This window comes from Streptomyces sp. NPDC058464, from assembly GCF_042721035.1.
In the GTDB taxonomy this organism is placed as follows: Bacteria; Actinomycetota; Actinomycetes; order Streptomycetales; family Streptomycetaceae; genus Streptomyces.
The window spans coordinates 141,118-160,169 of record NZ_JBHXMA010000023.1; the positions used below are offsets into that span (position 1 = coordinate 141,118).

17 protein-coding genes are annotated in these 19,052 nt (G+C 73.4%); 2 read left to right on the top strand and 15 right to left on the bottom strand.

From position 1 onward, the window contains the following. Nucleotides 1-38 precede the first annotated feature (38 nt). From ACFWPQ_RS28670 to ACFWPQ_RS28735, 14 genes are all read right to left on the bottom strand, one after another. On the bottom strand, nt 39-2,492 hold the full coding sequence (locus ACFWPQ_RS28670; RefSeq protein ID WP_384040707.1) for a phage tail protein: 2,454 nt from the start codon (nt 2,490-2,492) through the stop codon (nt 39-41). 47 nt (nt 2,493-2,539) lie between these two features. Continuing rightward, on the bottom strand, nt 2,540-4,936 hold the full coding sequence (locus ACFWPQ_RS28675; RefSeq protein ID WP_384040710.1) for a putative baseplate assembly protein: 2,397 nt from the start codon (nt 4,934-4,936) through the stop codon (nt 2,540-2,542). Then, a complete protein-coding gene (locus ACFWPQ_RS28680; protein WP_361296876.1) occupies nt 4,933-5,340 on the bottom strand; it encodes a GPW/gp25 family protein in 408 nt (135 codons plus the stop codon). Before ACFWPQ_RS28680 ends, ACFWPQ_RS28675 begins: the two co-directional genes overlap by 4 nt. Then, nucleotides 5,337-6,074, bottom strand: a complete 738-nt coding sequence (locus ACFWPQ_RS28685) for a hypothetical protein (protein ID WP_384040713.1) — start codon at nt 6,072-6,074, stop codon at nt 5,337-5,339. Before ACFWPQ_RS28685 ends, ACFWPQ_RS28680 begins: the two co-directional genes overlap by 4 nt. Further along, nucleotides 6,071-6,736 (bottom strand): phage baseplate assembly protein V, encoded by a 666-nt coding sequence (locus tag ACFWPQ_RS28690; protein WP_384040716.1) that lies wholly within the window; start codon nt 6,734-6,736, stop codon nt 6,071-6,073. The genes ACFWPQ_RS28685 and ACFWPQ_RS28690 overlap by 4 nt, the downstream gene beginning before the upstream one ends. Next, entirely contained in the window at nt 6,733-7,815 is a 1,083-nt protein-coding gene (locus ACFWPQ_RS28695; protein ID WP_384040719.1) for a phage late control D family protein, read from the bottom strand. Before ACFWPQ_RS28695 ends, ACFWPQ_RS28690 begins: the two co-directional genes overlap by 4 nt. A gap of 3 nt (nt 7,816-7,818) precedes the next feature. After that, the gene (locus ACFWPQ_RS28700; protein WP_384040722.1) at nt 7,819-7,995 is read right to left on the bottom strand and encodes a hypothetical protein; all 177 of its coding nucleotides are present in this window, start codon (nt 7,993-7,995) and stop codon (nt 7,819-7,821) included. A gap of 21 nt (nt 7,996-8,016) precedes the next feature. Further along, nucleotides 8,017-8,730, bottom strand: coding sequence for a LysM peptidoglycan-binding domain-containing protein (locus ACFWPQ_RS28705; RefSeq protein WP_384040725.1), 714 nt, complete (start codon nt 8,728-8,730; stop codon nt 8,017-8,019). Beyond that, complete coding sequence (locus ACFWPQ_RS28710) at nt 8,730-9,263, bottom strand: phage tail protein (RefSeq protein ID WP_361296860.1); 534 nt, start codon at nt 9,261-9,263, stop codon at nt 8,730-8,732. Before ACFWPQ_RS28710 ends, ACFWPQ_RS28705 begins: the two co-directional genes overlap by 1 nt. Before the next feature lie 2 nt (nt 9,264-9,265). Beyond that, a complete protein-coding gene (locus ACFWPQ_RS28715) occupies nt 9,266-11,374 on the bottom strand; it encodes a hypothetical protein (RefSeq protein ID WP_384040730.1) in 2,109 nt (702 codons plus the stop codon). A gap of 5 nt (nt 11,375-11,379) precedes the next feature. Beyond that, on the bottom strand, nt 11,380-11,835 hold the full coding sequence (locus tag ACFWPQ_RS28720; RefSeq protein WP_384040733.1) for a phage tail protein: 456 nt from the start codon (nt 11,833-11,835) through the stop codon (nt 11,380-11,382). Nucleotides 11,836-11,900: 65 nt separating this feature from the next. After that, nucleotides 11,901-13,790, bottom strand: coding sequence for a phage tail sheath family protein (locus ACFWPQ_RS28725; RefSeq protein WP_384040736.1), 1,890 nt, complete (start codon nt 13,788-13,790; stop codon nt 11,901-11,903). A gap of 85 nt (nt 13,791-13,875) precedes the next feature. Further along, entirely contained in the window at nt 13,876-14,697 is an 822-nt protein-coding gene (locus tag ACFWPQ_RS28730) for a hypothetical protein (protein WP_384040739.1), read from the bottom strand. Further along, entirely contained in the window at nt 14,697-15,284 is a 588-nt protein-coding gene (locus ACFWPQ_RS28735) for a DUF4255 domain-containing protein (protein ID WP_384040742.1), read from the bottom strand. The genes ACFWPQ_RS28730 and ACFWPQ_RS28735 overlap by 1 nt, the downstream gene beginning before the upstream one ends. 227 nt (nt 15,285-15,511) lie before the next feature. Between ACFWPQ_RS28735 and ACFWPQ_RS28740 the strand changes: the two genes are divergently transcribed. Both ACFWPQ_RS28740 and ACFWPQ_RS28745 read left to right on the top strand, forming a co-directional pair. Beyond that, nucleotides 15,512-16,111, top strand: a complete 600-nt coding sequence (locus tag ACFWPQ_RS28740) for a cysteine hydrolase family protein (RefSeq protein ID WP_384040745.1) — start codon at nt 15,512-15,514, stop codon at nt 16,109-16,111. Nucleotides 16,112-16,121: 10 nt separating this feature from the next. Continuing rightward, complete coding sequence (locus ACFWPQ_RS28745; RefSeq protein ID WP_384040748.1) at nt 16,122-17,033, top strand: GlxA family transcriptional regulator; 912 nt, start codon at nt 16,122-16,124, stop codon at nt 17,031-17,033. Nucleotides 17,034-17,094: 61 nt separating this feature from the next. Here the strand turns inward: ACFWPQ_RS28745 and ACFWPQ_RS28750 are convergent, their stop codons facing one another. Continuing rightward, a complete protein-coding gene (locus ACFWPQ_RS28750; RefSeq protein WP_384040751.1) occupies nt 17,095-18,987 on the bottom strand; it encodes a DUF4157 domain-containing protein in 1,893 nt (630 codons plus the stop codon). Between the last annotated feature and the right edge of the window lie 65 nt (nt 18,988-19,052).

Here is a 19,052-nt window from a genome sequence, read left to right on the forward strand (position 1 = left end):
CGGACTTCTCCTGATCTCAAGAAGGCATCGTGCGGCGTCTACAGGGCGTGCAGGGCGCCGATCCGGTCGCGGTCGCTCACGACGCGGTCGGTGATGTCGAACGGGTGGGCGTAGCCGAGGTAGCCGGCGGCGAGAACGCCGCTGCCGGTCACGATCGGCGCGAATGACGGGCCGGCCACGACCTGGGTGTCGATGCCGAGCCGGGCCCGGCCGATCACGAACAGGTCCTGGAAGCGGCTGACCTCGAACGCGGTGTGGCCCGGTTTCGCCGCGGCCACGATGCGGGTCACCATGGCGGCGGCGTCCGCCGACAGGTCACCGGGCACCAGCACGTCGAACCGATGGGCGAAGCGGCGGACCCGGGTCCGCGGGTCGTCGCCGACGGTGCCCGGTGCCGGGGCGGCGGCGTCCCGCGTCAGAAACCGCTCCACGACCCGGACCCCCGACGTGGCCGCCGCCCCGCCGCACTCCCCCACAGGGTCGAAGATCCGTTCGTCCACGACCGGGTCGAGGAACACCCGCAGCGTCGCAACGAGACCGGGGACCGTGCCCCGGCGGCGGTAGAACGTGTCGACGTGCCGGATCAGGAAGCGCCGCCGTTCGGTGTCCCACAGCGGGTCGAGGGCGAGCCCGAACCAGGCCGCGAGCCACGGCAGATCGGCGGTCGGTGCGGTGCGCGCGTCGAGCAGCAGGTGGGTGTGCTCGATGCGTTCCTCGATCGCGGTGTAGAGGCCCTCGGGGTTGGCCAGGAACCGCTCCAGGAAGCGGTCGGGGCCCTGGGTGGCCGTGTAGACCTCGGGCAGGTAGTGCTCGGGGTAGGAGAACCGCGGGTACCAGGCGCGCAGCGAGCGCAGCAGCGGCGAGGACCGGCCGGTGCCGGTGAGGGTGATCTCCAGTTGGACGTAGCGGCCGGTGATGCCCTGGAACAGGAGTTCCCAGGTGCCGGTGGCGTCGGGCAGGGTGCCGTCGGACTGCCGCCGGTCGGCCCAGACGTCGGTCCAGGGCAGTTCCGGGCCGCCGGAGCGCAGGTAGGGCACCGGCTGGTCGAGCCATGGCCGCAGCGACAGGAGGGCGGGGTCGTCGTCCGCGCGCGCCCGGACGGTCACGCCGGTGCCGGTCGGCACCTGGGCGTCCAGGAAGAGCCGGTGCCACACGCATCCCGGCAGCCTGCTGTCGAAGGTGTCGCCCGGTACCGCTCCGGCGGTGTCGACGGCGGTGACGAGTGTCGCCGTGGTGGCGAACCGGCACTCGTTGAACACCTCCAGGGAGATCCAGCGTTCCCCGAAGTCGTACCAGGCGCCCGCTCCGGAGCGGACCAGCGCCCGCCCGGCCCACCGGCGCATCGGCAGGAAGTCGTCGTGCGCCCGTACCGCGCCGGTGTCGGGGTCCAGGTCGAAGGCGATCACCTGGGCGCCCTCGGCGTCGGCGACGTACAGGACCGGTGGTGGCAGCGGGCCGGTCGCGGGCGGGCCCGCCAGGTAGCAGAAGTCGTGGCCGAGCAGCGAGTACAGGGTCGGGGTGTTCGTCGGGTCGCGGGGGTCGATCACCTCGACGACGTCCTGGAGTGGCGTCGTCCAGCGCAGTTGTCCCCCGTCGAAGCGGTACAGCGTGGAGTGGCCGCGGCCGGGGTCGGCGTCCAGGACCAGCACGCTGCCGTCGGGCCCGGGTTCGATGGCGACGGCGTGCAGGGGGTTGCCCTCCGCGTCGGCCAGCGGCCACGGCACGGGTACGGCGGGCTTGGTCGTCGTCGGCCGCGCCGGGGTGCCGTCCGCGGGCCCGAACAGCGCGGCGGAGGTGGTCTGTTGCTCCTCTCGGCCGCGAAGCCGGAAGTGCTCGTCGAGCCGCCAGTACGCGGAGTGCGTGGCGTCGAGGACGAGCACGCCGCCGTCGGCGGTGTCGGCGAGGTCCCAGGGGTCGAAGGCGTCGCCGTCCGGCCACGGCAGTCGCAGCGGTGCGCCGCCGCCGCGCAGGTCGAACACGAGCAGCCCGGCCTCGCACGGTGTCTGCCGGCCGCGGTAGCCGACGAGCAGGTACTGGTGGGTGGTGACCGCGAGCCCCTGGAGCAGGATGTCCACCGGCGGGCAGGCCCCCGTGTGCGTGAACGTGCCCGGTTCGGCGGTCCGGCAGGCGCAGTTGTCCGCCAGGTCGTCGACGGTCCACCAGGTGGACGCCGCCCGGGCGGACGCGGCACGGCCGCGGACGGTGCGCCGGTCGGCGTCGATCCAGTACCAGTTGCCGTAGGCGTCGCGGCCGGAGCCGCGGCGGACGTCGGGGGTGAGGGGCGGGGTGCGACCCGCCCGGCGGAACAGCGGTGTGTCCCGGCGCAGCCGGAGCACGCCGAGGTCCGGGTCGTACTCCCAGGCGGTGCCGTCGGTGGCGGGTGCGGTGTCGGACCACGCGTCGGAGAGGGTTCGTCCCGAGGCCGCGTCGGTGCAACGGCCCCAGTCGTCCATCCCGTTGACGACGTGGTACTGGGAACCCTGTACGTCCATCGTTCACAGCTCCTTGGCGTGGTGGTCCCGGGTGCGGCGGTCGCCGGTCAGCAGGTGTCGGGAACGACCGGGACCGGTACCTGGGTCGGCGATGCGGGCTGGCTGCCGCCGGTCAGGGCGGCCGGGTCGGGCGCGGTCCCGGAGACGACGGTCACGGTCGCGGCAGGCAGGCGCAGGCCGCTGATCGGCACCGCGTCCACCGGAGAGACGATGCTGCCGTCCGCGGCGGTCATGGCGATCAGGACGGAGTCGACGTAGCGCACCCCCGGGACGCGGGTGGCGATCGCCTCGATGTCCTGCGGCCGGACGTCGACGCCCAGGGGCCAGCCGGTGCCGGTCGCCGTGGGTGTGATCAGGCCGCCGTCGTCGGCCGCCGTGGCCGGAAGGCCGCCGGTCAGCGGGGAGAGGTAGGTCTCCACGGCCCGGGTGACGGCCTGTTCGACGATGGACGGCACCTGGCCGGGCAGTGCGACGATCCCGACGGAGACCCGGATCGGCTGGTACTCCGGTCCGCGTACGTGCAGTTCGGTGGTGACCAGCCGGCGCGGGTCCAGCCACCCGCAGACGGCACCCAGGAACTGGCGGTCCGGCAGCGGGGCCGTCGGGTGCAGCGGATCGGAGCGGGGGACGACCAGGACGGTCACCATGCCGGCCCAGTCCTGCGGTTCGCCGGGCCGGTCGGGGTTGAACAGGGGCAGCACCTCGACACGGCCGAGGTCGACGCCCGGGGTGCGCCGGGTGAGGTCGCGGAAGTCGTCGGCGGTGACGAGCCGGTCGCGGTGGCGCAGCCAGCGGGTCACGGCGCTTTCGCCGTCGGCGGTGGACTCCCCGTCGCCCGCGCCCCACGTGGGTACCGGGTTGGTGAGGCTGAAGCCGCCGGGCAGCGCGGCGCTGCGGTTGATCCCGCCGATCGCGACCTGTCCCTGGAGTCCGCCGCCGGAGGAGTACGAGGCCCGGATCGCGGCCCCGCGCGCGGGGCGCCGCCCGGTCAGGCCGTTGCCGAACAGGAGCTTTCCGGTGGCGCGTTCGAGGGTGAAGACGGTGTCGTCGGGGCCCGCGGCGTAGATGTCGTCGATCTCGGACCAGGCGTGCCAGGTGTCGTCGGTGTCCTGGACCTCGACGGTGAGTCCGCCCGGCGCGTCGTCGCCGAGGACCGGGGTCCGGGCCAGGGTGAAGGTCTGGAACGGGGTGCCCGTGCCGGTTCCGACGCGCTCGGCCGGGACCGTCACGGACTGCACCGCGCGGGTGGCGTTGACCCCGGCCCAGGTGATCCGGCCGGTGGGGCCGCCGGTCGCGGCCGACAGTGAGGCCGGAGTCGTCGTGGACGTCGTGGCGGACGAGTCCGTGGCCGAACTCCCGCAACCACAACCGCAGCCCGATCCCGAACCCGCATCCGATCCCGTGCCGGTGCCGGCCGCCGTGGGCTCGTACCGCAGTCGGATCCAGGTGACCAGGCGGGCGGCGACCGCCGCGTCGTCGACGCGGGGCGGGAAGTCGCCGGTGCCCTCCTCCTCGGGGTCGAAGTTCCACAGCAGCAGTTGTTCGTACGGCGGCAGCGTGACCTGGACCAGGCCGGGCCGTTCGAGGACGGGCTCGGCGTAGGTCACCGGGAGCCGGGTGTAGCGGGCCGGGCCGACTCCGAAGCCGGGGCCGGACAGGCCGGACGGATCGGGTTCCGGTGCGGCGATCTCGAACACCAGCCCGGGGTCGGCGGTCCGGGTGCCGGTCTGCTGCGGTGGCAGCACCTGTCCGGCGACCCGGGTCGCCGGGTAGACGCCGATCGACAGGCTCTGGCCGGCGATCGCCCGCCGTACCCCGTCGAGGTCGGCGTTCTTCGGCGCGAGCAGCGCGACCCAGAGCGAGCGGTCGACGGTGCCGTTCACCGGGTCGCCGAGGTCGACGACCGGGTCCGGCTTGCCGGTGGCCGGCGGGTCGAGCGCCACCGGCTTGTAGAAGGTGAGGACGTCGGTGTCGGTCTCCAGGAACGTCTGGTAGATGAGCTGGTAGCGGCTGCGGGTGGCGGCGTCCAGGGCGGTCTGCGGCTGCTTGTAGTACAGCGCCGACGTCACGGGCAGTACGGCCAGCGGGGTGCTCGTGGTGAACGGGACCTGCCCGGCCCGCAGTTCGGTGCCCGCGGGCAGCGGCAGCGCCGGGGCGAGCGGCCCCTTGTCGTTGCCGACCGTGACCAGGCCGGTGCCGGGGCTCGGCGGCTGGAGGGCGATGCCCAGCATGCTGAGGAACTTGAGCCGGTTGGCCTCGGGGATGCGGTTGCTGCGGTAGAGCAGGTTCTCGGTGAGGAACGCGAACAGTTCGAGGAGGGTGACACCGGGGTCGGACTCGTTGAGGTTGGACCACTCCGGTGTGTGCACCGGGACGCGGGCCAGCGCCTCCTGGACGAGCTGGTCGAAGGAACGGTCGTCGAGGACCGGAATCGGCAGGGTCACGGCTGGTCCTGGCCTTCCGCGCCGAGGGTCATGCGCAGTCGTTCGCGGTCCCCGGTGGCGATCAGGGTGTAGACGAGGGTGAGGTCCACGTCGCGCGGGTCGGCGGCGTTGACGTCGGCGGTGACGTCCTCCAGCCTGATGCGCGGCTCCCAGCGGGTCACGGCGCGCTGGACGTCCTCGACGATCAGCCGGAGCGTGGCCACCGTGTTCGGTTCGAACAGGTACCGGTCGAGGCCGCAGCCGAAGGCCGGGCGTTCGACCCGTTCCCCTGGGCGGGTGCGCAGGATCGTGACGACGGACTCGCGGACGTTGGTCTCGCCCACGGACCTGACGATGCCGCCGTCGGGGCCGACGCGGGGCGGGAACGAGATGCCCTGTCCGTAGAGCGCTGCCGGCGTTGTCATGGTGTCGGTCCTTTCGGGAGGCCCGTCGGGAGGAGGCCCGTCGGGAGGAGGCCCGTCGGGAAGAGGCCGGTGCGCAGGCCGATGGGAGGCGGCAGCGGACCGGCGAAGACGAAGGGGTGGCTGGGTGCGCCGAGCACCGGCGGGCAGGTGTCGCGGGCGAGGACGGTACGGATGACGTGGGCGGTGGGGTCGCGCACGAACGGGTCGCCGTCGGACACCGGGACGAACCCGTAGAAGAGGGAGCGTGTCGACCGGCCGCCGGCCGCCATGCCGAGGGTGGCCGCGGCGGAACCGGGTGGTGCGAAGGCGGCGACCGGTGTGGCGTGCAGCGGCAGTTGCCGCTCGCCGGGCAGCAGCGCGTCGTCGGGTCCGGCCGCGGCGGCCGGGCGGATGACGAAGAACGGCCGTTCGCCGAGCGCGGGTCGTACGGCGTGGTCGGGGATCCCCGGCCGGCGGCAGACGAGGCTCGCCGCGACGAGGTAGTAGCGGTGGGCCGTCGGCCAGTACAGCGGGTACGCGCCGTCGGGGGCCGGGGTGGGCGGGAGGCCGGCCAGGTCCGTGGGGGTCCGGCCGCCGGTGCCGCCGGTCGTCGCCAGGAACACGTCGAGGAAGTCGTCGGTGTCCAGTTCGGCGATCAGCGGGCGCAGGAAGGCCGGGCTGGTGGTGCCGACGGTGTCCGCGGCCCACAACGGTGCGGGGGCGGTCCACTGGAGCCGCTCGGGTCCGGCGCTCACTGGAGGTTCCCGGCGCCGCCGGCGTAGATCTTGCCCACCACGTTGTTGGCGATGAGCGTGTCGCACTTGATCGCTCCGTCGTGGGACCACATCGCCGGACTCGACTTGGCCGAACCCGCGTCGATCTGGAGGGCCTGGGCCTTGATGGAGAGCGTGCCGGCGGCGGTGAGGGTGATGCCGGCCGGTGCCATCTCCAGCGAGTTGCCGCCGGAATCGGCGAGCCGGATCGTGCTGCCGCCGTCCTCCAGGGTCAGCTGCTGGCCGCCCGGGGTGCGCAGGGAGAGGGTGACGGCACCGTCGGTGTCGTCGAGGGTGATGCGGATCCCGGTCCGGGAGACGATCGACCTGAGGTTGTTGCCGTCGTCCATGGACTCCGGCGGCTCGTCCTGTCCGTTCCACAACGCACCTATCACATAGGGCCAGTTGGGGTCGCCGCCGCCGAATCCGACCAGGACCTCGTCGCCGGTCTCCGGGACGAACCAGGTGCCGCGGCCGCCGCCGGCCATCGTGGTCGCCAGCCGGGCCCATACGGCGTACTCGTCGCCGCCGGGGTCGGGCGACCAGGGCAGCCGCACCTTGACCCGGCCCTGTCGTTCGGGGTCCTGGTTGTCGCAGACCACCGCGGGATACATCCCGAAGTACTGTGCGCGCGGCGTGGTCATCGGGCACTCTCCAGTCCGGGCCGCTCGACGTCGAACTCGGTGCGGTAGCCCTGGGCGAGGTCGTAGCTGTGCCGGACCCGGCAGACGTAGTAGTCGCCGTCGAAGACGGTGCCGAGGCCGGTGAGGCGCACCCGGATGCCGACGCGCAGGGCGGGGTTGCCCGCGGTGAGGCCGGTCCCGGACACGAACCGGCGGGCCCGCTCCAGGTAGGCGGCCCTCGCCTGGGCCCGCGCGTCGTCGCCGTCGAGCGGCACGGACCGGACGATCCGTTCGCTGCGTGCGGCGAACGCGGCCGCCAGGACCGACGATCCGCCACGCTGGCCGGGTGCCAGCTCGGCGGCCAGGACGCCGTCGTCCGCGGTCTCCAGGACGGCCGCCTTGTCCGCGACCGACCAGCCGGTCACCGCGATCTCCGTGACCTGGTGCGCCAGGTCCGCGCGGACGGAGAACGACAGCAGGTCGCCGCCGTAGTCCAGGCTCAGCGTGTCCCCGGTCCGGTCGGGTCGGCGCCGGACGCGCAGGGTGCCGCCGTCGAGCTGGACCTCGCCGTCGTCGCTGCGGGCGAGGCCGCGCAGGAACGCCAGGTCGCTCTGGTTGAGCTGGGCGGTGACCTTGCGGACCGGGCCGTCGAGGTCCACGTCCGCGGTCAGGCCGTGGTCGCGGGCGAGCCGGCCGGCGATGTCGGCGGTGGTGGCGTCGTCGAAGGTGCGGGTGCGCCGGGTGAGCCGGAGGTCCTGGAGCCGGTCCTCGGCGAACACCAGCGCCCGCGCCGGGCGGTCGGCGGGGTAGTCGGCCTGGAGGGCGCTGACCTTTCCGTCGAAGACCGGGCTGTCCGTGCCGTCGGTCGAGAAGGACACCCTCAGCGGGGTGCCGAGGTCGATCGGGTCGCCGCTGAGGTACCGGTAGCCGGGCACCGCGTCGCGGGCTCCCCAGTTGCTGAAGGTGGCCTCGCACCAGGACAGGCCTGCGGTGGTCTCCTCGACCGTCAGCGCCATCAGGTCGCCGGCCGCGCCGGGGTCGACCGTTCCGTTCAGGGCGATGGCCGGGGTGGACAGGTAGGCCGCGAGCAGCGGGCTCATGGCTCAGTCCGCCAGCAGCCGCTGTTCGCGGGCGCGGGTCTCGCGCTCCCAGCGCCTCAGATGCTCGCCCAGGTCCGTGACGGGCCGGCGTGTCGGGTCTCCGTCCGCGGCGGTGTCCGCGTCCGGTCCCGCCGGGGTGTCCGGTTCGAGGATCTCCAGCTCGTTGATGTCGATGCGCACGGGTGGTCCGGTCCTTCCGGGTCACGAGAGACGGGCACTGGGGTCGAGGACGGTGCCCGGTGGGAGCAGCCTCGGGTTGTCGATGCCGTTGGCGGCGGCGATGGTCTTCCACGAGACGCCGGCGCCCGAGCGTGCCGCGATCGACTGCACGGTGTCCCCGGACTGGCTGAGCGTCAGCGGTGTGGTGCCGACCGGAACGGCGGCGGGGGCGGCGCCCGCCCCGGCTCCGGCGCCGAAGCTCACGGGCGGGGCGGGCGGCGGCGGAGCCGCGCTCTGGTCGGGCGGCTGCACGCCGGTGAGCGTCATCTCCACCGTGGCCCGCAGCGGGATGCCGGTGTCGGAGAAGAAGTCGATGGTCTGGCCGAGGCTCTGCACGACGCCGTCGAAGAGGAACGAGCCCCAGGCGAACCGCATGCCGCGCCGTGCCGGGGTGCCGGGACGGGAGGTGTCCGGCTCGGTGAACCGGACGATCTTCCCGGTCCTGGCCTGGACCGAGGTGTTCTCGGCAGTGGTGTCGAAGACGAGTTCGACACTCAGCGTGGTCGACTGTCCGGTCTGCTGGGACGCGAACTTGCTCAGGGCGCCCGACTTGGTGGCCGCGTCGGCGCCGACGACGCCCGTCGGGCTGTACGTGAGCCGCAGGCTCTTCGGGTCGAAGTCGACGACGAAGTGGACGCCCGGGTCGACCTTCTGGTGCTTGACCAGGTCCCACTCGGTGATGGTCGCCGTGCCCATCAGAGGGACCCCCCGCCCAGTGAGGCCGTGGCCGGGGTGCCGGGTGCGGCGGACGGCGTGGGGTCGTCGGGCAGGGCGATGTCGAGGTGCTCGTAGACGAGCCCGAGCTCCTCGACGGCGATCAGCCCGTCGCGGGCGTGCAGGGCCGGTGCGCGCATGCGTACCGGCAGGCAGTGGGTCAGGGTGAACCGCAGCGCGGGAGTGCCGTCGGCGGCGCGCAGGGTGATCTTGCCGAGCGCCGTACGGACGGTGCCGGGGCGGGTCCCCAGGGTGAACCAGCGCCAGAGCTGGAGGTTGTCGGTCATGCCGCGCCGCAGGGTGAGCTGTCCGTGGGTGACGGGGCCGACGAGGTGGACCTGGCCGTCGTTCATGCCGCCGACCTCGACGGTCCTCGGCTGCATCGTCATCTCCAGGCCCTCGCACTCGGCGAAGGCCGCGTCGCACAGCGGACCGGTGAAACCGGGCGTGGCGACGTCCAGGTCGAGGGTCACGTCGAACCGGAAAGCGGTGAAGAGCGGATCGTTGGCTGCCATCGTCAGCCCTCCCGTACGTCGAGCAGGCCCTCGCCGGAGCGGACCAGGCTGACGGTGATGAACTCGACCGGACTGCTCGGGGCGACCTGGAGGGTGATGATCACGGTGCCGTCGTCGCCCTCGGCGGTGGTCACCCGTTGGTCCACGAACGCGCCCCGGGCGGCCAGCGCGGCGAGGACCCGTTCGAACCGCGCCCGCACCAGCTGCCGGAACCGGTCGTTGTCGGTCTCGAAGGTGTAGCGGGCGCCCTCTGCCAGCGCGGTCCTGCGCAGCAGGATCAGCAGCCGCCGTACGGAGAGCTGGAGCAGCGCCGGATCGGCCGACAGGGTGTGCGCGCTGAGCGCGGTGATGGTGCCGGGCCGTTGGCGCAGCAGGTTGGCGTGCGCGTCGAACAGCTGGGCGGTCTCGGTGCCGGTCAGCGCCGGGGCGAGCTGTACGGGGCCGCGCAGCGGCAGGTTCGCCGGGGCGATCCAGGCACCGCGGGCCAGTTCACGGGCGGCGATGGTGCCGGCCACCGTCCCGTCGGGCGGCACGGTGCGCAGCGGGGCGGTGGAGCGCGGGTCGTTCTCCAGGACCCGCAGCCACGGATGCCAGTAGGCGGCGTAGCTCAGCGGCGACGTACCGGAGGTGCCGGCGTTGGACAACGGCCCGCGGGTGGTGAGTCGTTGCTGCCAGCCGAGCACCTGGCCGGCGTCGTAGTGCGCCGGGACGCCGAGCAGCGCCACCAGGTCGCCGCGCGCCGCGCACATCGTCACCAGCGCGCTCTGCACGGCGAGCAGCGCGGCCTCGTCGTAGGCGGCCGGGTCGTCGAGGACGGGCGGGCCGGGGGCCTGGTCCGGGCCCGCGGGCGCCGGGGACCAGCCGAGGTGGGTGGCGTCGGGTACGGCCACCAGGGCGACCTCGTCGACGCCCAGCAGGGCGTGGATCCCGGTGGGCCGGCCGGTGGGGCGGGCCGGCCCGGTCAGTCGGGCCGCGTCCTCGGTCAGGGTGTACACGGTCGCCGTCGCCAGCGCCGGGTCGGTGAAGGACCCTACGGGGAAGGTGCCGAGGTCGTCGGAGCCGGTGACGTCGGGGTCGGCGGCGTCGGTGACGGCGCCGGGCGGGCTCATGCCGACGGGCACCACCAGACCGGTCGCCGCGGCCGACAGGGAGTCGGCGTCCGTGCGCAGCACCGTCGACCGGCCGCCGTCGGGTGCCTGGTCGCCGGCGGGCTGCAGGACGTCCGTCCACACCGGCCGGACCGTCGGGACCGGCCGGACCGCCGCCGGACCGGCCGTGGACACGGCCGCGTTGAAGGCGAGGTCCGTCTGCCGGTCGAGCAACCGCGCACCGTCGGACCCGAGTTGCCTGACAACCAGGTCCATCCGCAGCAACTCGGCTGTCACGACCGGGAGTTCGGCGGGGAACCCGGCCAGCGCGCCCGGGTCGGGGCGGTCCTCGGCCGCCGTGTCCGACGCGGCGGTGTACGGCATCTCGGTGTCCATGGCGACCGCGGCGGTGCCGGGCAGTCGGCCCCGCACCAAGGTGTACAGGGCGGGGTGGCCGGGGCCGAAGGTGAACCGCAGCAGGTCGCCCGGCTGCACCGGGACCGGGTCGGCTGTGGCGGGCAGGTACTGTCCGGGGGCTGTCGCCGTGGACCGCCGGTAGCTGCCCGCGAGGGCGAGCGGCCGGGGCAGCAGCTGGGTGGCGAGCTGGATGCCCGCGGACCAGGCGCCCGGCCAGGCCGCCTCCACGACGGCCCCGGTCACGGTGCCGTCCGGCTGCCAGATCCGCAGCCCGGGCACCGTCCACCGGGCCGGTCGGGCGCCGGGACCGGCCACCCGCACCACGTGGCAGCGCCGCCCGCCGTTGTCGAAGAACGCTCTGACCGCCCCGGCCAGGCGCGCGTACACCGGCACACCGGCGTCGGTGGCCAACACCAGTTCGCCCCCGAAGACGGCGGTGAACTGGTTGACGTCCTCGACAGCGACCGGCAGGTCGAGCGGGCCGAGCGGGGCGAATCCCACGAAGGCCGCGCCGTCCAGCCGTAACGGCAGGTCGGCCGCGGGCGGTGCGGCGGCGACGTCGACGCCGGGCAGGCGTCCCGAGAACGTGAGGGTCGAGGCGGCCATGGGGGCTACTCCACGCTCATGTCTTCGACGGACAGGACGAGTTCCTCGATCGCCACCTCGGAGCCCGCCTTGGCGTTGAGCGACGGCGCGGTGTAGCGCAGCGGCCGCGCGTTCAGCAGGGTCCAGGTCATCACGGGGCCGTTGTGCGCCTCGTCCTGCAAGGACACGTGCACGGTGCGCAGCGCGGACTGATCGCCGGAACGGATCGCGTCCACCCACTGGAACAGGTCCAGCGCGCCGATCAGCCCGCGCTTGAAGGTCACGTCGCCGATCTTGTAGACGCCGTTCACCTTGATCGGATGGTTGACCGGCGAGTTCCCGGCGCGGTAGTCCGCCGAGGTCACCTCGATGTTCATGCCGCTGACCTCCTGGAAACCGCCGCGCACCGTGCTCGCGTCGCCGGTCGCGAAGTCGACCAGGAAGTTGAAACCGCCGTAGGGGTTGTCACGTTGGGTTGCCATTGCCGCTCCTCATCGGTTGGCCGCTGTCCGGCCGTGGGTGCCGTCGTCTCTCGGGCCGTCCGCTCTCAGGCCGTCTGGGTGGCCGTCCACTGGCTGATCCGGAAGACGACGAACTCGGCGGGCTTGGCCGCCGCGACGCCGACGACGCAGATCAGCCGGCCGTTGTCGAGGTCGTCGGCGGTCATCGTGGAGGCGTCGCAGCGCACGAAGTACGCCTGCTCGGGCTTGGCGCCCAGCAGGGCACCGCTCTTCCACTCGTTGAACAGGAACCCCTCGACCGTGTGCCGTACGGCGTCCCACAGGGCGGGTCCGTTGACCTCGAAGACGACCCACTGGGTGCCCTGGTCGATCGACTTCTCCAGGAAGTTGAAGTACCGGCGGATGCTCAGGTACTTCCACTCCGGGTCGTCGGAGACGGTGCGGGCGCCCCACACGAGGAACCCGGGACCGGGGAAGAAGCGCAGGCAGTTGACGCCCTGCGGGTTGAGGAGTTCCTGCTGGGCCTTGTTGAGCCGGGTCTCGAAGTCGAGCGCGGAGCGGACGACCTCGTTGGCCGGTGCCTTGATCACGCCGCGGGCGGCGTCGCTGCGCGCCCAGATCCCGGCCATGTAGGCGGCGGGCGGCACGTCGACCCGGCTTCCGTCGAGGGGGCTGCTGACGGTGATCCACGGGTAGTACAGCGCGGCGTGCGTCGAGGACCGCTGGTTGCGGTAGTCCAGCGCCTCGTCGGGCAGGAAGCCCGGCGGTGTGTCCAGCGCGGCCACCCGGTAGATCATCCGCTCGCTGTGGTTGATCACCGCGTTGGCGATCGCGCGCGCCTTGCCCTGGGCGGCGGTCGTGCGGTCCCAGCCGGTGGAGGAGCCGGGCGCGGCGACGATGGAGATGTCGTCGACCGACTCGAAGGCGAGCAGCCCGTTGAACGGCAGCGCGGTGGGGTTGTTCTGGTAGTCGGCGAAGCCGGTCGGGTCGCCCTCGTACTCGGTGATGTCGGGGGCGTTGCCGTCCGTGCCGCCGGTGAGTGTGACCACGCGCTGCCGCAGCTGCAGCGGGGTGGTCGCCGCGGGGCTGGTCTCCAGGATGCTGGCGTCGAAGAGCGCCGCGGCGATCACCCGGGGCAGGTCGTCGGGTGACACCTGGCCCAGCCCGGCCACACCCTCCACGGCGATCGGGACGCTGAGCGCGGCCCGGCGGGTGGGCGGGTTCGCCGTGAGGACGGTGGTGATGCCGGTGCCGGCCGCCCGGGGGTCGAACCCGAACTCGCCGACCGCCTGGGGCGGTCCGAAGGCGGGCAGGCCCTGGGCGTCGACGGTCGGGTGCTGCACCTCGACCAGGGCGGTGAGCGGGTAGACGCCGCTCGCCTCGTCCAGCGGCAGCGCGAACGCGCCGCCGGTGAGGGTCCAGGCCCCGGTGGTGGTGTCCCGGCGGACGGTGAACACGCCCTTGTCGTCGGAGGCGGTCCTGGTCGCCCAGACGGTGTCGAACTCCCGTACCCGGGTGAGGTCCCCGGCGGCGGTGAGCGCGTTGGTGCCGGAGCGGAGGGTGAGGGTGACGCGCAGGTTCCCGGCCTGTCCGGGGAAGCGTGCGCGCAGGCTCAGCCGGACCGCGTCGGTGTCGCGGGGCACGGAACCGAGACCGTGGTCGTTCTCGGGGGCGTCCGCGTCGGTGCGGGCGAACGTGCGCATCACGTACAGGCTGCTGCCGCCCTCGTCGAAGAAGCCCTTGACGCCGAGCGCGAGGTAGTTGGGGAAGCGACCGGCGTCCTCGAACTCGAGATCGACGGCGTCGCCGAAGAGACGGGTGAAGTCGGCGTAGGAGGTGAGCAGTTCGGGCCGGCCGCTGGTGGGGCCGGAACGGGTGGGCCCGATGAAGGCCGCCGTGCTGGTGCTGACTCCCTGGATCGTTCGGGGGCCAGCGACCTCTTCGACGTAGACACCGGGTGCTAGGTATTGGGGCATCGTCGGGTCGCCTCCGCGGCTCGTTCGACTGGGCTGGGGCTGGGTTTCGTTGGGTTGGGCCGGGGCTCGGGGACCGAGCCGGGGTTCACGAGGGCACCACCGTGAGCGGCAGCACCAGGGCGGTACCGAACGTGAGGGTCTCGGTGACGGTCGGCTGGGGTCCGCCGCCGGGGTCGATCCGCGCGGGCGCCTGCCCGAGGATCGAGTCCAGGTACGGCGGGTCCTGCGGGGCCGGCTCCACCGGCCGGCGCAGGGCACCGGGCTGGCAGCGGACCGCCACGGTGACCGGCCAGGTGAGGGAGGCGAGGCCCGCGGGTGCGGGGCCCGCCGCCGCGCCGGGCTGATCGGGCAGCTCCGGCAGGGCCTCGGGGTAGGGAAGGCAGAGCAGGAAACGGCCGTCGGCGTCGCTCACGGTGGTGTGGCGGCCGGCGTCGGTCGACACCTCCACCACCCCCCACCCGAGAGGTGCCCCGTCCGGGGCGCCGCGGAGTTCCCCCCGGACGACCGCCCAGCCGGACGGCGCCTGCCGTCCGGCGGCCGGGTACAGCGGTACGGCGACCGGTGTGCCGGCCGGCACCTCGGCCAGGAGGGTCGTCGGCAGATACCGGCGAGCGCGGTCGGTGACCCGGACCACGAACGCCTCGGGAGCCGCCGGGACCGGCCAGTTCAGTGGCTCGCCGTCGGTGGAACGGGCCCGCCGGCCGGCGCGCCGGCCGGGCAGGGCGCCGAAGCCGAGCAGGTCCGAGAAGGGTGACGGGGTCGCGCGGACCGTCGTCGCCGGATCGCTCTCGGGCCAGGCGACGGCGCTCAGGCCGTCCCGGGCGAAGGCCGCACCGGCCGCGTCGAAGCAGCGCACGGCCAGCGGGGCCCGGTAGCCGATCCGCTCGCGCTCTCCGGGGACGCCCATCAGCCGGCCTCCGTTCCTTCGCCTGCAGCCACGGCCAGTTCGCGCACCTGGACGGGCGCGCCCTGCGGCACGGTGAGGTCGGACTCGACGCGTACGACACGGGCGAGGTACGGCACCGACAGCTGGAGGCTGCCGGGGAGCACCTGCCAGAGCTGGAAGACGTCGTAGTCGCTCATGTCCACGGGGACCAGCTCGACGGTCTCCTCGGGCCGGAACACCCCCGGTGCGGCGGCGTTGAGGAAGCCGGAGGACAGCACCGGGCTGTCGGCGATCGTGCGCATCGCCCAGCCGAGCAGGTCGTGTTCGGTGGACGCGTCCTGCCCCCAGGCCGTGAGGAGGAACGAGATCCGTACCGGCAGCGGGCGCCGGCGGTCGGAGGCGGCCGGTGGCAGGGTGCGCTGGATCTGGTCGACGTTCACCTGGTAGACGAAGACCGAGACGCCCTGGGCCATCGGGGTGGAGAAGTCCTTGCCCTGGTACACGTCGAACTGCGGCTCGATCCCGCCGAGCAGCGCCGGCTGCCACGCCTGCCGAAACAGCCGGGCAACGGCCTCGGCCACCGATCCGATCGACTGGTAGTTCGCCACCGCGTCGTCCCTCCGTTCTCTCGTCCCACGGACCATGGCAGGCCCCCCGTGACCGCGCCGTCACGAGCGCGTCACCGTCGGCAGGCCGTCCTGTCGCGGGTGCGCCGACCGGTCCGCCGGGAACCCCGGGGCCGGAGTGATCACGACTCCGGCAGTGACCGGATCGGTCCGCATCGGGACCCGATGCGGCCTGTCGCCGCTGCGGTGCCGCCGGTCAGGCTGGGGGCATGACCCGAGCACTGATCGTCATCGACGTCCAGGAGTCCTTCCGCGCCCGCCCGCTGTGGGACACCATCTCCGACCCGAAGATCGCCGACCAGGTCGGCCGGCTGGTGCGGCTCGCCCGCCGGGCCGGGGACCTGGTGGTGTGGGTGCTGCACTCCGAACCCGGCAGCGGCGATGTCTTCGACCCCGCCCTCGGCCATGTCCGCCTGATGGACGGATTGCAGCGCGATGACACGGAACCGCTGATCCACAAGACCTCGCACAACGCCTTCACCACCACCAACCTGCAGCAGCTCCTCACCGAGCGCGGCATCCACGAGCTCACCGTCTGCGGCATCCGGACCGAGCAGTGCGTGGAGACCACCACCCGCGTCGCGAGCGACTTCGGCTACCAGGTCACCTTCGTCGTCGACGCCACCGCGACCAACCCCATCGCGCACCGTGACGCTCCCGCCGACCGGAGCATCGCCGAGCTGCTGTCGGACCCCCGCACCCTGAGCGCCGAGGAGATCATCAGGCGCACGGAGTACGCCCTTGCCGGACGCTTCGCCACCATCGCCACGGTGGGACAGCTGGAAGCCGAGGCGGAGTCTCGGGCATGATGACCGGATCGTGAGCCACATCGCCTTTCTCCTGGTGCCCGGACTCCACCTGCTGGACCTGGCGGGCCCCGCACAGGTCTTCTCCACGGCCTCCGACTTCGGGCACCCCTACACCTTCAGCTACGTCGCCGAACAGCCGCTGGTCCCCACCGCTCAGGGCCTGCCCGTGGTGGCCCGGCCCGACTGGCCCGACCTCGGCCCCGAGGACCTGATCGTGGTACCCGGCTGGCGGGCGCCCACCCTGGCAGGCAGCCCTGCCGTCGGGGAGGCCGCCCTCAAGGCCCTCCGGGACCATCACACCGGGGGCGGGACCGTCGCCAGCGTCTGCGCCGGAGCCGAACTGCTCGGCCGGGCCGGTCTGCTGGACGGCCGCCGCTGCACCACCCACCACGACGTGCAGGACGAGCTGGCCCGCCGCTACCCCGGGGCGACGGTGGTCCGCGATGTCCTGCATACCGCCGACGACCGGGTGGTCACCTCGGCCGGCATCGCCAGCGGCATCGACCTGGCCCTCCACCTGGTCGCCACCCGGCACGGCCCCGCCGTCGCCGCACAGGTGGCCCGGGACATGGTCGTCTACGCACGGCGCAACGGCCACGAACCACAGGCCAGCGCGATGCTCAGGCACCGGTCCCACCTCGACGACACCGTGCACCACGCCCAGGACCTCCTCGACGCCCGCTACGACCAGCCGCTGCCCCTGTCCGCCCTGGCCGCGACCGTGGGCGTGAGCGAACGCACCCTCACCCGCCTCTTCACCCGCGCCACCGGCGGCCTCACCCCCCTGCGCTACCAGCAGACCCTCCGGCTCGAACACGCCGAGCACCTCATCAGCCACGGCGCCACGGTCGACGCCGCCGCCCGCGCCGTCGGCTTCGAGGACCCCCGCATGCTGCGCCGCCTGCGCGCCCGCGAACACTGACCGGCGGCGACGCATGGCAGCCCGCTGTGCTGGTCCGGGCGGGCGTACCGGGTACCCGCGGTCAGGGCCGGCCCAGGAGGGCGCGCAGCCGGGAGAGCTGGCGATCGCGGATCACGGGTTCGATCACTTTGCGCAGGGCGGACCGGTGGGCGGGACCACTGGCCCGGTAGAGCCGTTCGACGGCGTCGAGGTCGTCGCCGGCGATCGCTCCGGAGAGCAGGCGGTCCGTCATCCGTAGCTTCTCGTCGAGGGGCATGTCGCGAAGGGCTCCCTCGGGCTGGCGCGCGATCCATTCCCTGGCGCGCGTGTCGCCGTTCACGGCCAGCAGTCCCGGCAGCTCCGTCCCGGCCAACCCCCCTATCTCCGCGGCGAAGTCGGACTTGCCCCAGCGATCCTCGTACCAGTCGTCGACGATCGGCACGAGGTGCTCGGCCGTGAACGGCCCGCCGGGCACCCTGCGTGTGTCGAGGGCCGTCTGGATGTCCGCCTTCGACGCCTCGACGGCCTCGCGGGCGATGCGCACACCGTCGCCCTCCAGCAACGGAGAGGGCGGCACCATGCCGGGAATCGGCTGCCGTCCGGCCAGTGCGCCGAAAGCACCCTGGATGTCCGGCGCACGTACCGCGAAGGACTTCTGCGCCATGTTCCGGACCTGGTTGAGGTGGTCGTCGCCGAACGCGAGCCAGCGGTCACCTCGCCGGTTGTGGACCGCTACGCCGAACTCGTTGTCGAGGTCGTGCCATATCTTGCTCTTGATGCTGCCCAGCCCCGGCACCGTGCTGTGCACCTCGTGCACCCGGTCCGGGCGCAGATGGCCCGCGGCGAACGCGTCGGTGAGGAAGTGGTCGGCGGCCGCGTTCATCGCCCACGCGGCGTTCGCCTGGCCGGCGGCGGCCAGCGCGAGCGCGGCCCTGTGCCCTTCCCGCCAGGTGCCGATGTTGTTGTGGCCGTCGCCGACGTTGGAGAAGTGCGAGACGTTGTGGGCGGCGAGGGTCAGGTAACGGCCACCGGTCACGGCCTCGGTCTTCCCGGTGGAGGCGATCTCGAACTCCCCGGTGGCCGAGCGCGCATGCAGGATCGGGATGAGGTCGTAGATCTCCACCAGCGACGCGCTGTTGATCCGCTGCATCGTCCCGACCAGCGAGGTGGCCAGGGTCCGGGGGTCGATGTCGGCGTACATGTCCCCGGACAGCGCCAGGATCTCGCCGTAAGTCAGGCCCTGGGTGATCGCACGGCGCTGGTCCGGCGAGCCGTTGTTGTAGCGGGCGATCCAGTCCGGCGGCCATCCGGCGGTCGGCGTCGCGTGCTGCGGCAGGTCGCGGGCGTGGGCGTCGAGCAGGAGGTATCCGGTGGGACCGCCGGCGGACGTGTCGCCGAGCTGGACGTGCTCGAAGCTGTCGAAGCACTGGACGTGTCCGGCCGCGGCCGGGTCCCGGCGTACCGGCGCGTGCACGTGACCGGCGCCGGAGGCGCTGCGGGCCACGTCGTTCGCCTCGCGTTCCGCCGCCGCCGGGCCGGGACCGGACCGCGCCGGGGCGGTCCCGGGGCCCTGCTGCACGACGTGCGTCAGCTCGTGAGCCAGCAGGTACCGGCCGACCGGCGTCGAGGGGGCGTACTGCCCGGCACCGAAGACGATGTCGGCGCCGACCGTGTAGGCACGCGCTCCGAGCGCACGGGCGGACTCGCCGGCCTCGGCTCCCGTGTGGACGCGCACCGTCCCGAGGTCTGTCGCCAGCCGCGCCTCCATCTCGCGCCGTACGCCGGCGTCGAGGGGCTCACCGGCCGAGTGCGGCGCGTGACCGGCGCCGGCACCGGGCCCCCGTGCCCAGATCGGTACGCGCGTCAGGGAGGCCTGGGAAGCCGCGGTCCCGGTGTGTCCTTCGCCGGACTCCGGCGTCGGCGTCGTTCGGCGGACATCGCGGCGACCGCCTCGCCCGCGTGCGAGTTCACTCATGCCGGGCCATGGTCCTCGGCCCGCGTCACCGTGCCGTCAACGGCGGCGGACGGTGCGGCCGGGAT

Excerpts from the sequence above, each read along its gene's own strand:
- ACFWPQ_RS28670 (WP_384040707.1), bottom strand. The coding sequence starts at position 2,492 with ATGGACGTACAGGGTTCCCAGTACCACGTCGTCAACGGGATGGACGAC.
- ACFWPQ_RS28680 (WP_361296876.1), bottom strand. The coding sequence starts at position 5,340 with ATGACAACGCCGGCAGCGCTCTACGGACAGGGCATCTCGTTCCCGCCC.
- ACFWPQ_RS28690 (WP_384040716.1), bottom strand. The coding sequence starts at position 6,736 with ATGACCACGCCGCGCGCACAGTACTTCGGGATGTATCCCGCGGTGGTC.
- ACFWPQ_RS28695 (WP_384040719.1), bottom strand. The coding sequence starts at position 7,815 with ATGAGCCCGCTGCTCGCGGCCTACCTGTCCACCCCGGCCATCGCCCTG.
- ACFWPQ_RS28705 (WP_384040725.1), bottom strand. The coding sequence starts at position 8,730 with ATGGGCACGGCGACCATCACCGAGTGGGACCTGGTCAAGCACCAGAAG.
- ACFWPQ_RS28710 (WP_361296860.1), bottom strand. The coding sequence starts at position 9,263 with ATGGCAGCCAACGATCCGCTCTTCACCGCTTTCCGGTTCGACGTGACC.
- ACFWPQ_RS28715 (WP_384040730.1), bottom strand. The coding sequence starts at position 11,374 with ATGGCCGCCTCGACCCTCACGTTCTCGGGACGCCTGCCCGGCGTCGAC.
- ACFWPQ_RS28720 (WP_384040733.1), bottom strand. The coding sequence starts at position 11,835 with ATGGCAACCCAACGTGACAACCCCTACGGCGGTTTCAACTTCCTGGTC.
- ACFWPQ_RS28725 (WP_384040736.1), bottom strand. The coding sequence starts at position 13,790 with ATGCCCCAATACCTAGCACCCGGTGTCTACGTCGAAGAGGTCGCTGGC.
- ACFWPQ_RS28730 (WP_384040739.1), bottom strand. The coding sequence starts at position 14,697 with ATGGGCGTCCCCGGAGAGCGCGAGCGGATCGGCTACCGGGCCCCGCTG.
- ACFWPQ_RS28740 (WP_384040745.1), top strand. The coding sequence starts at position 15,512 with ATGACCCGAGCACTGATCGTCATCGACGTCCAGGAGTCCTTCCGCGCC.
- ACFWPQ_RS28750 (WP_384040751.1), bottom strand. The coding sequence starts at position 18,987 with ATGAGTGAACTCGCACGCGGGCGAGGCGGTCGCCGCGATGTCCGCCGA.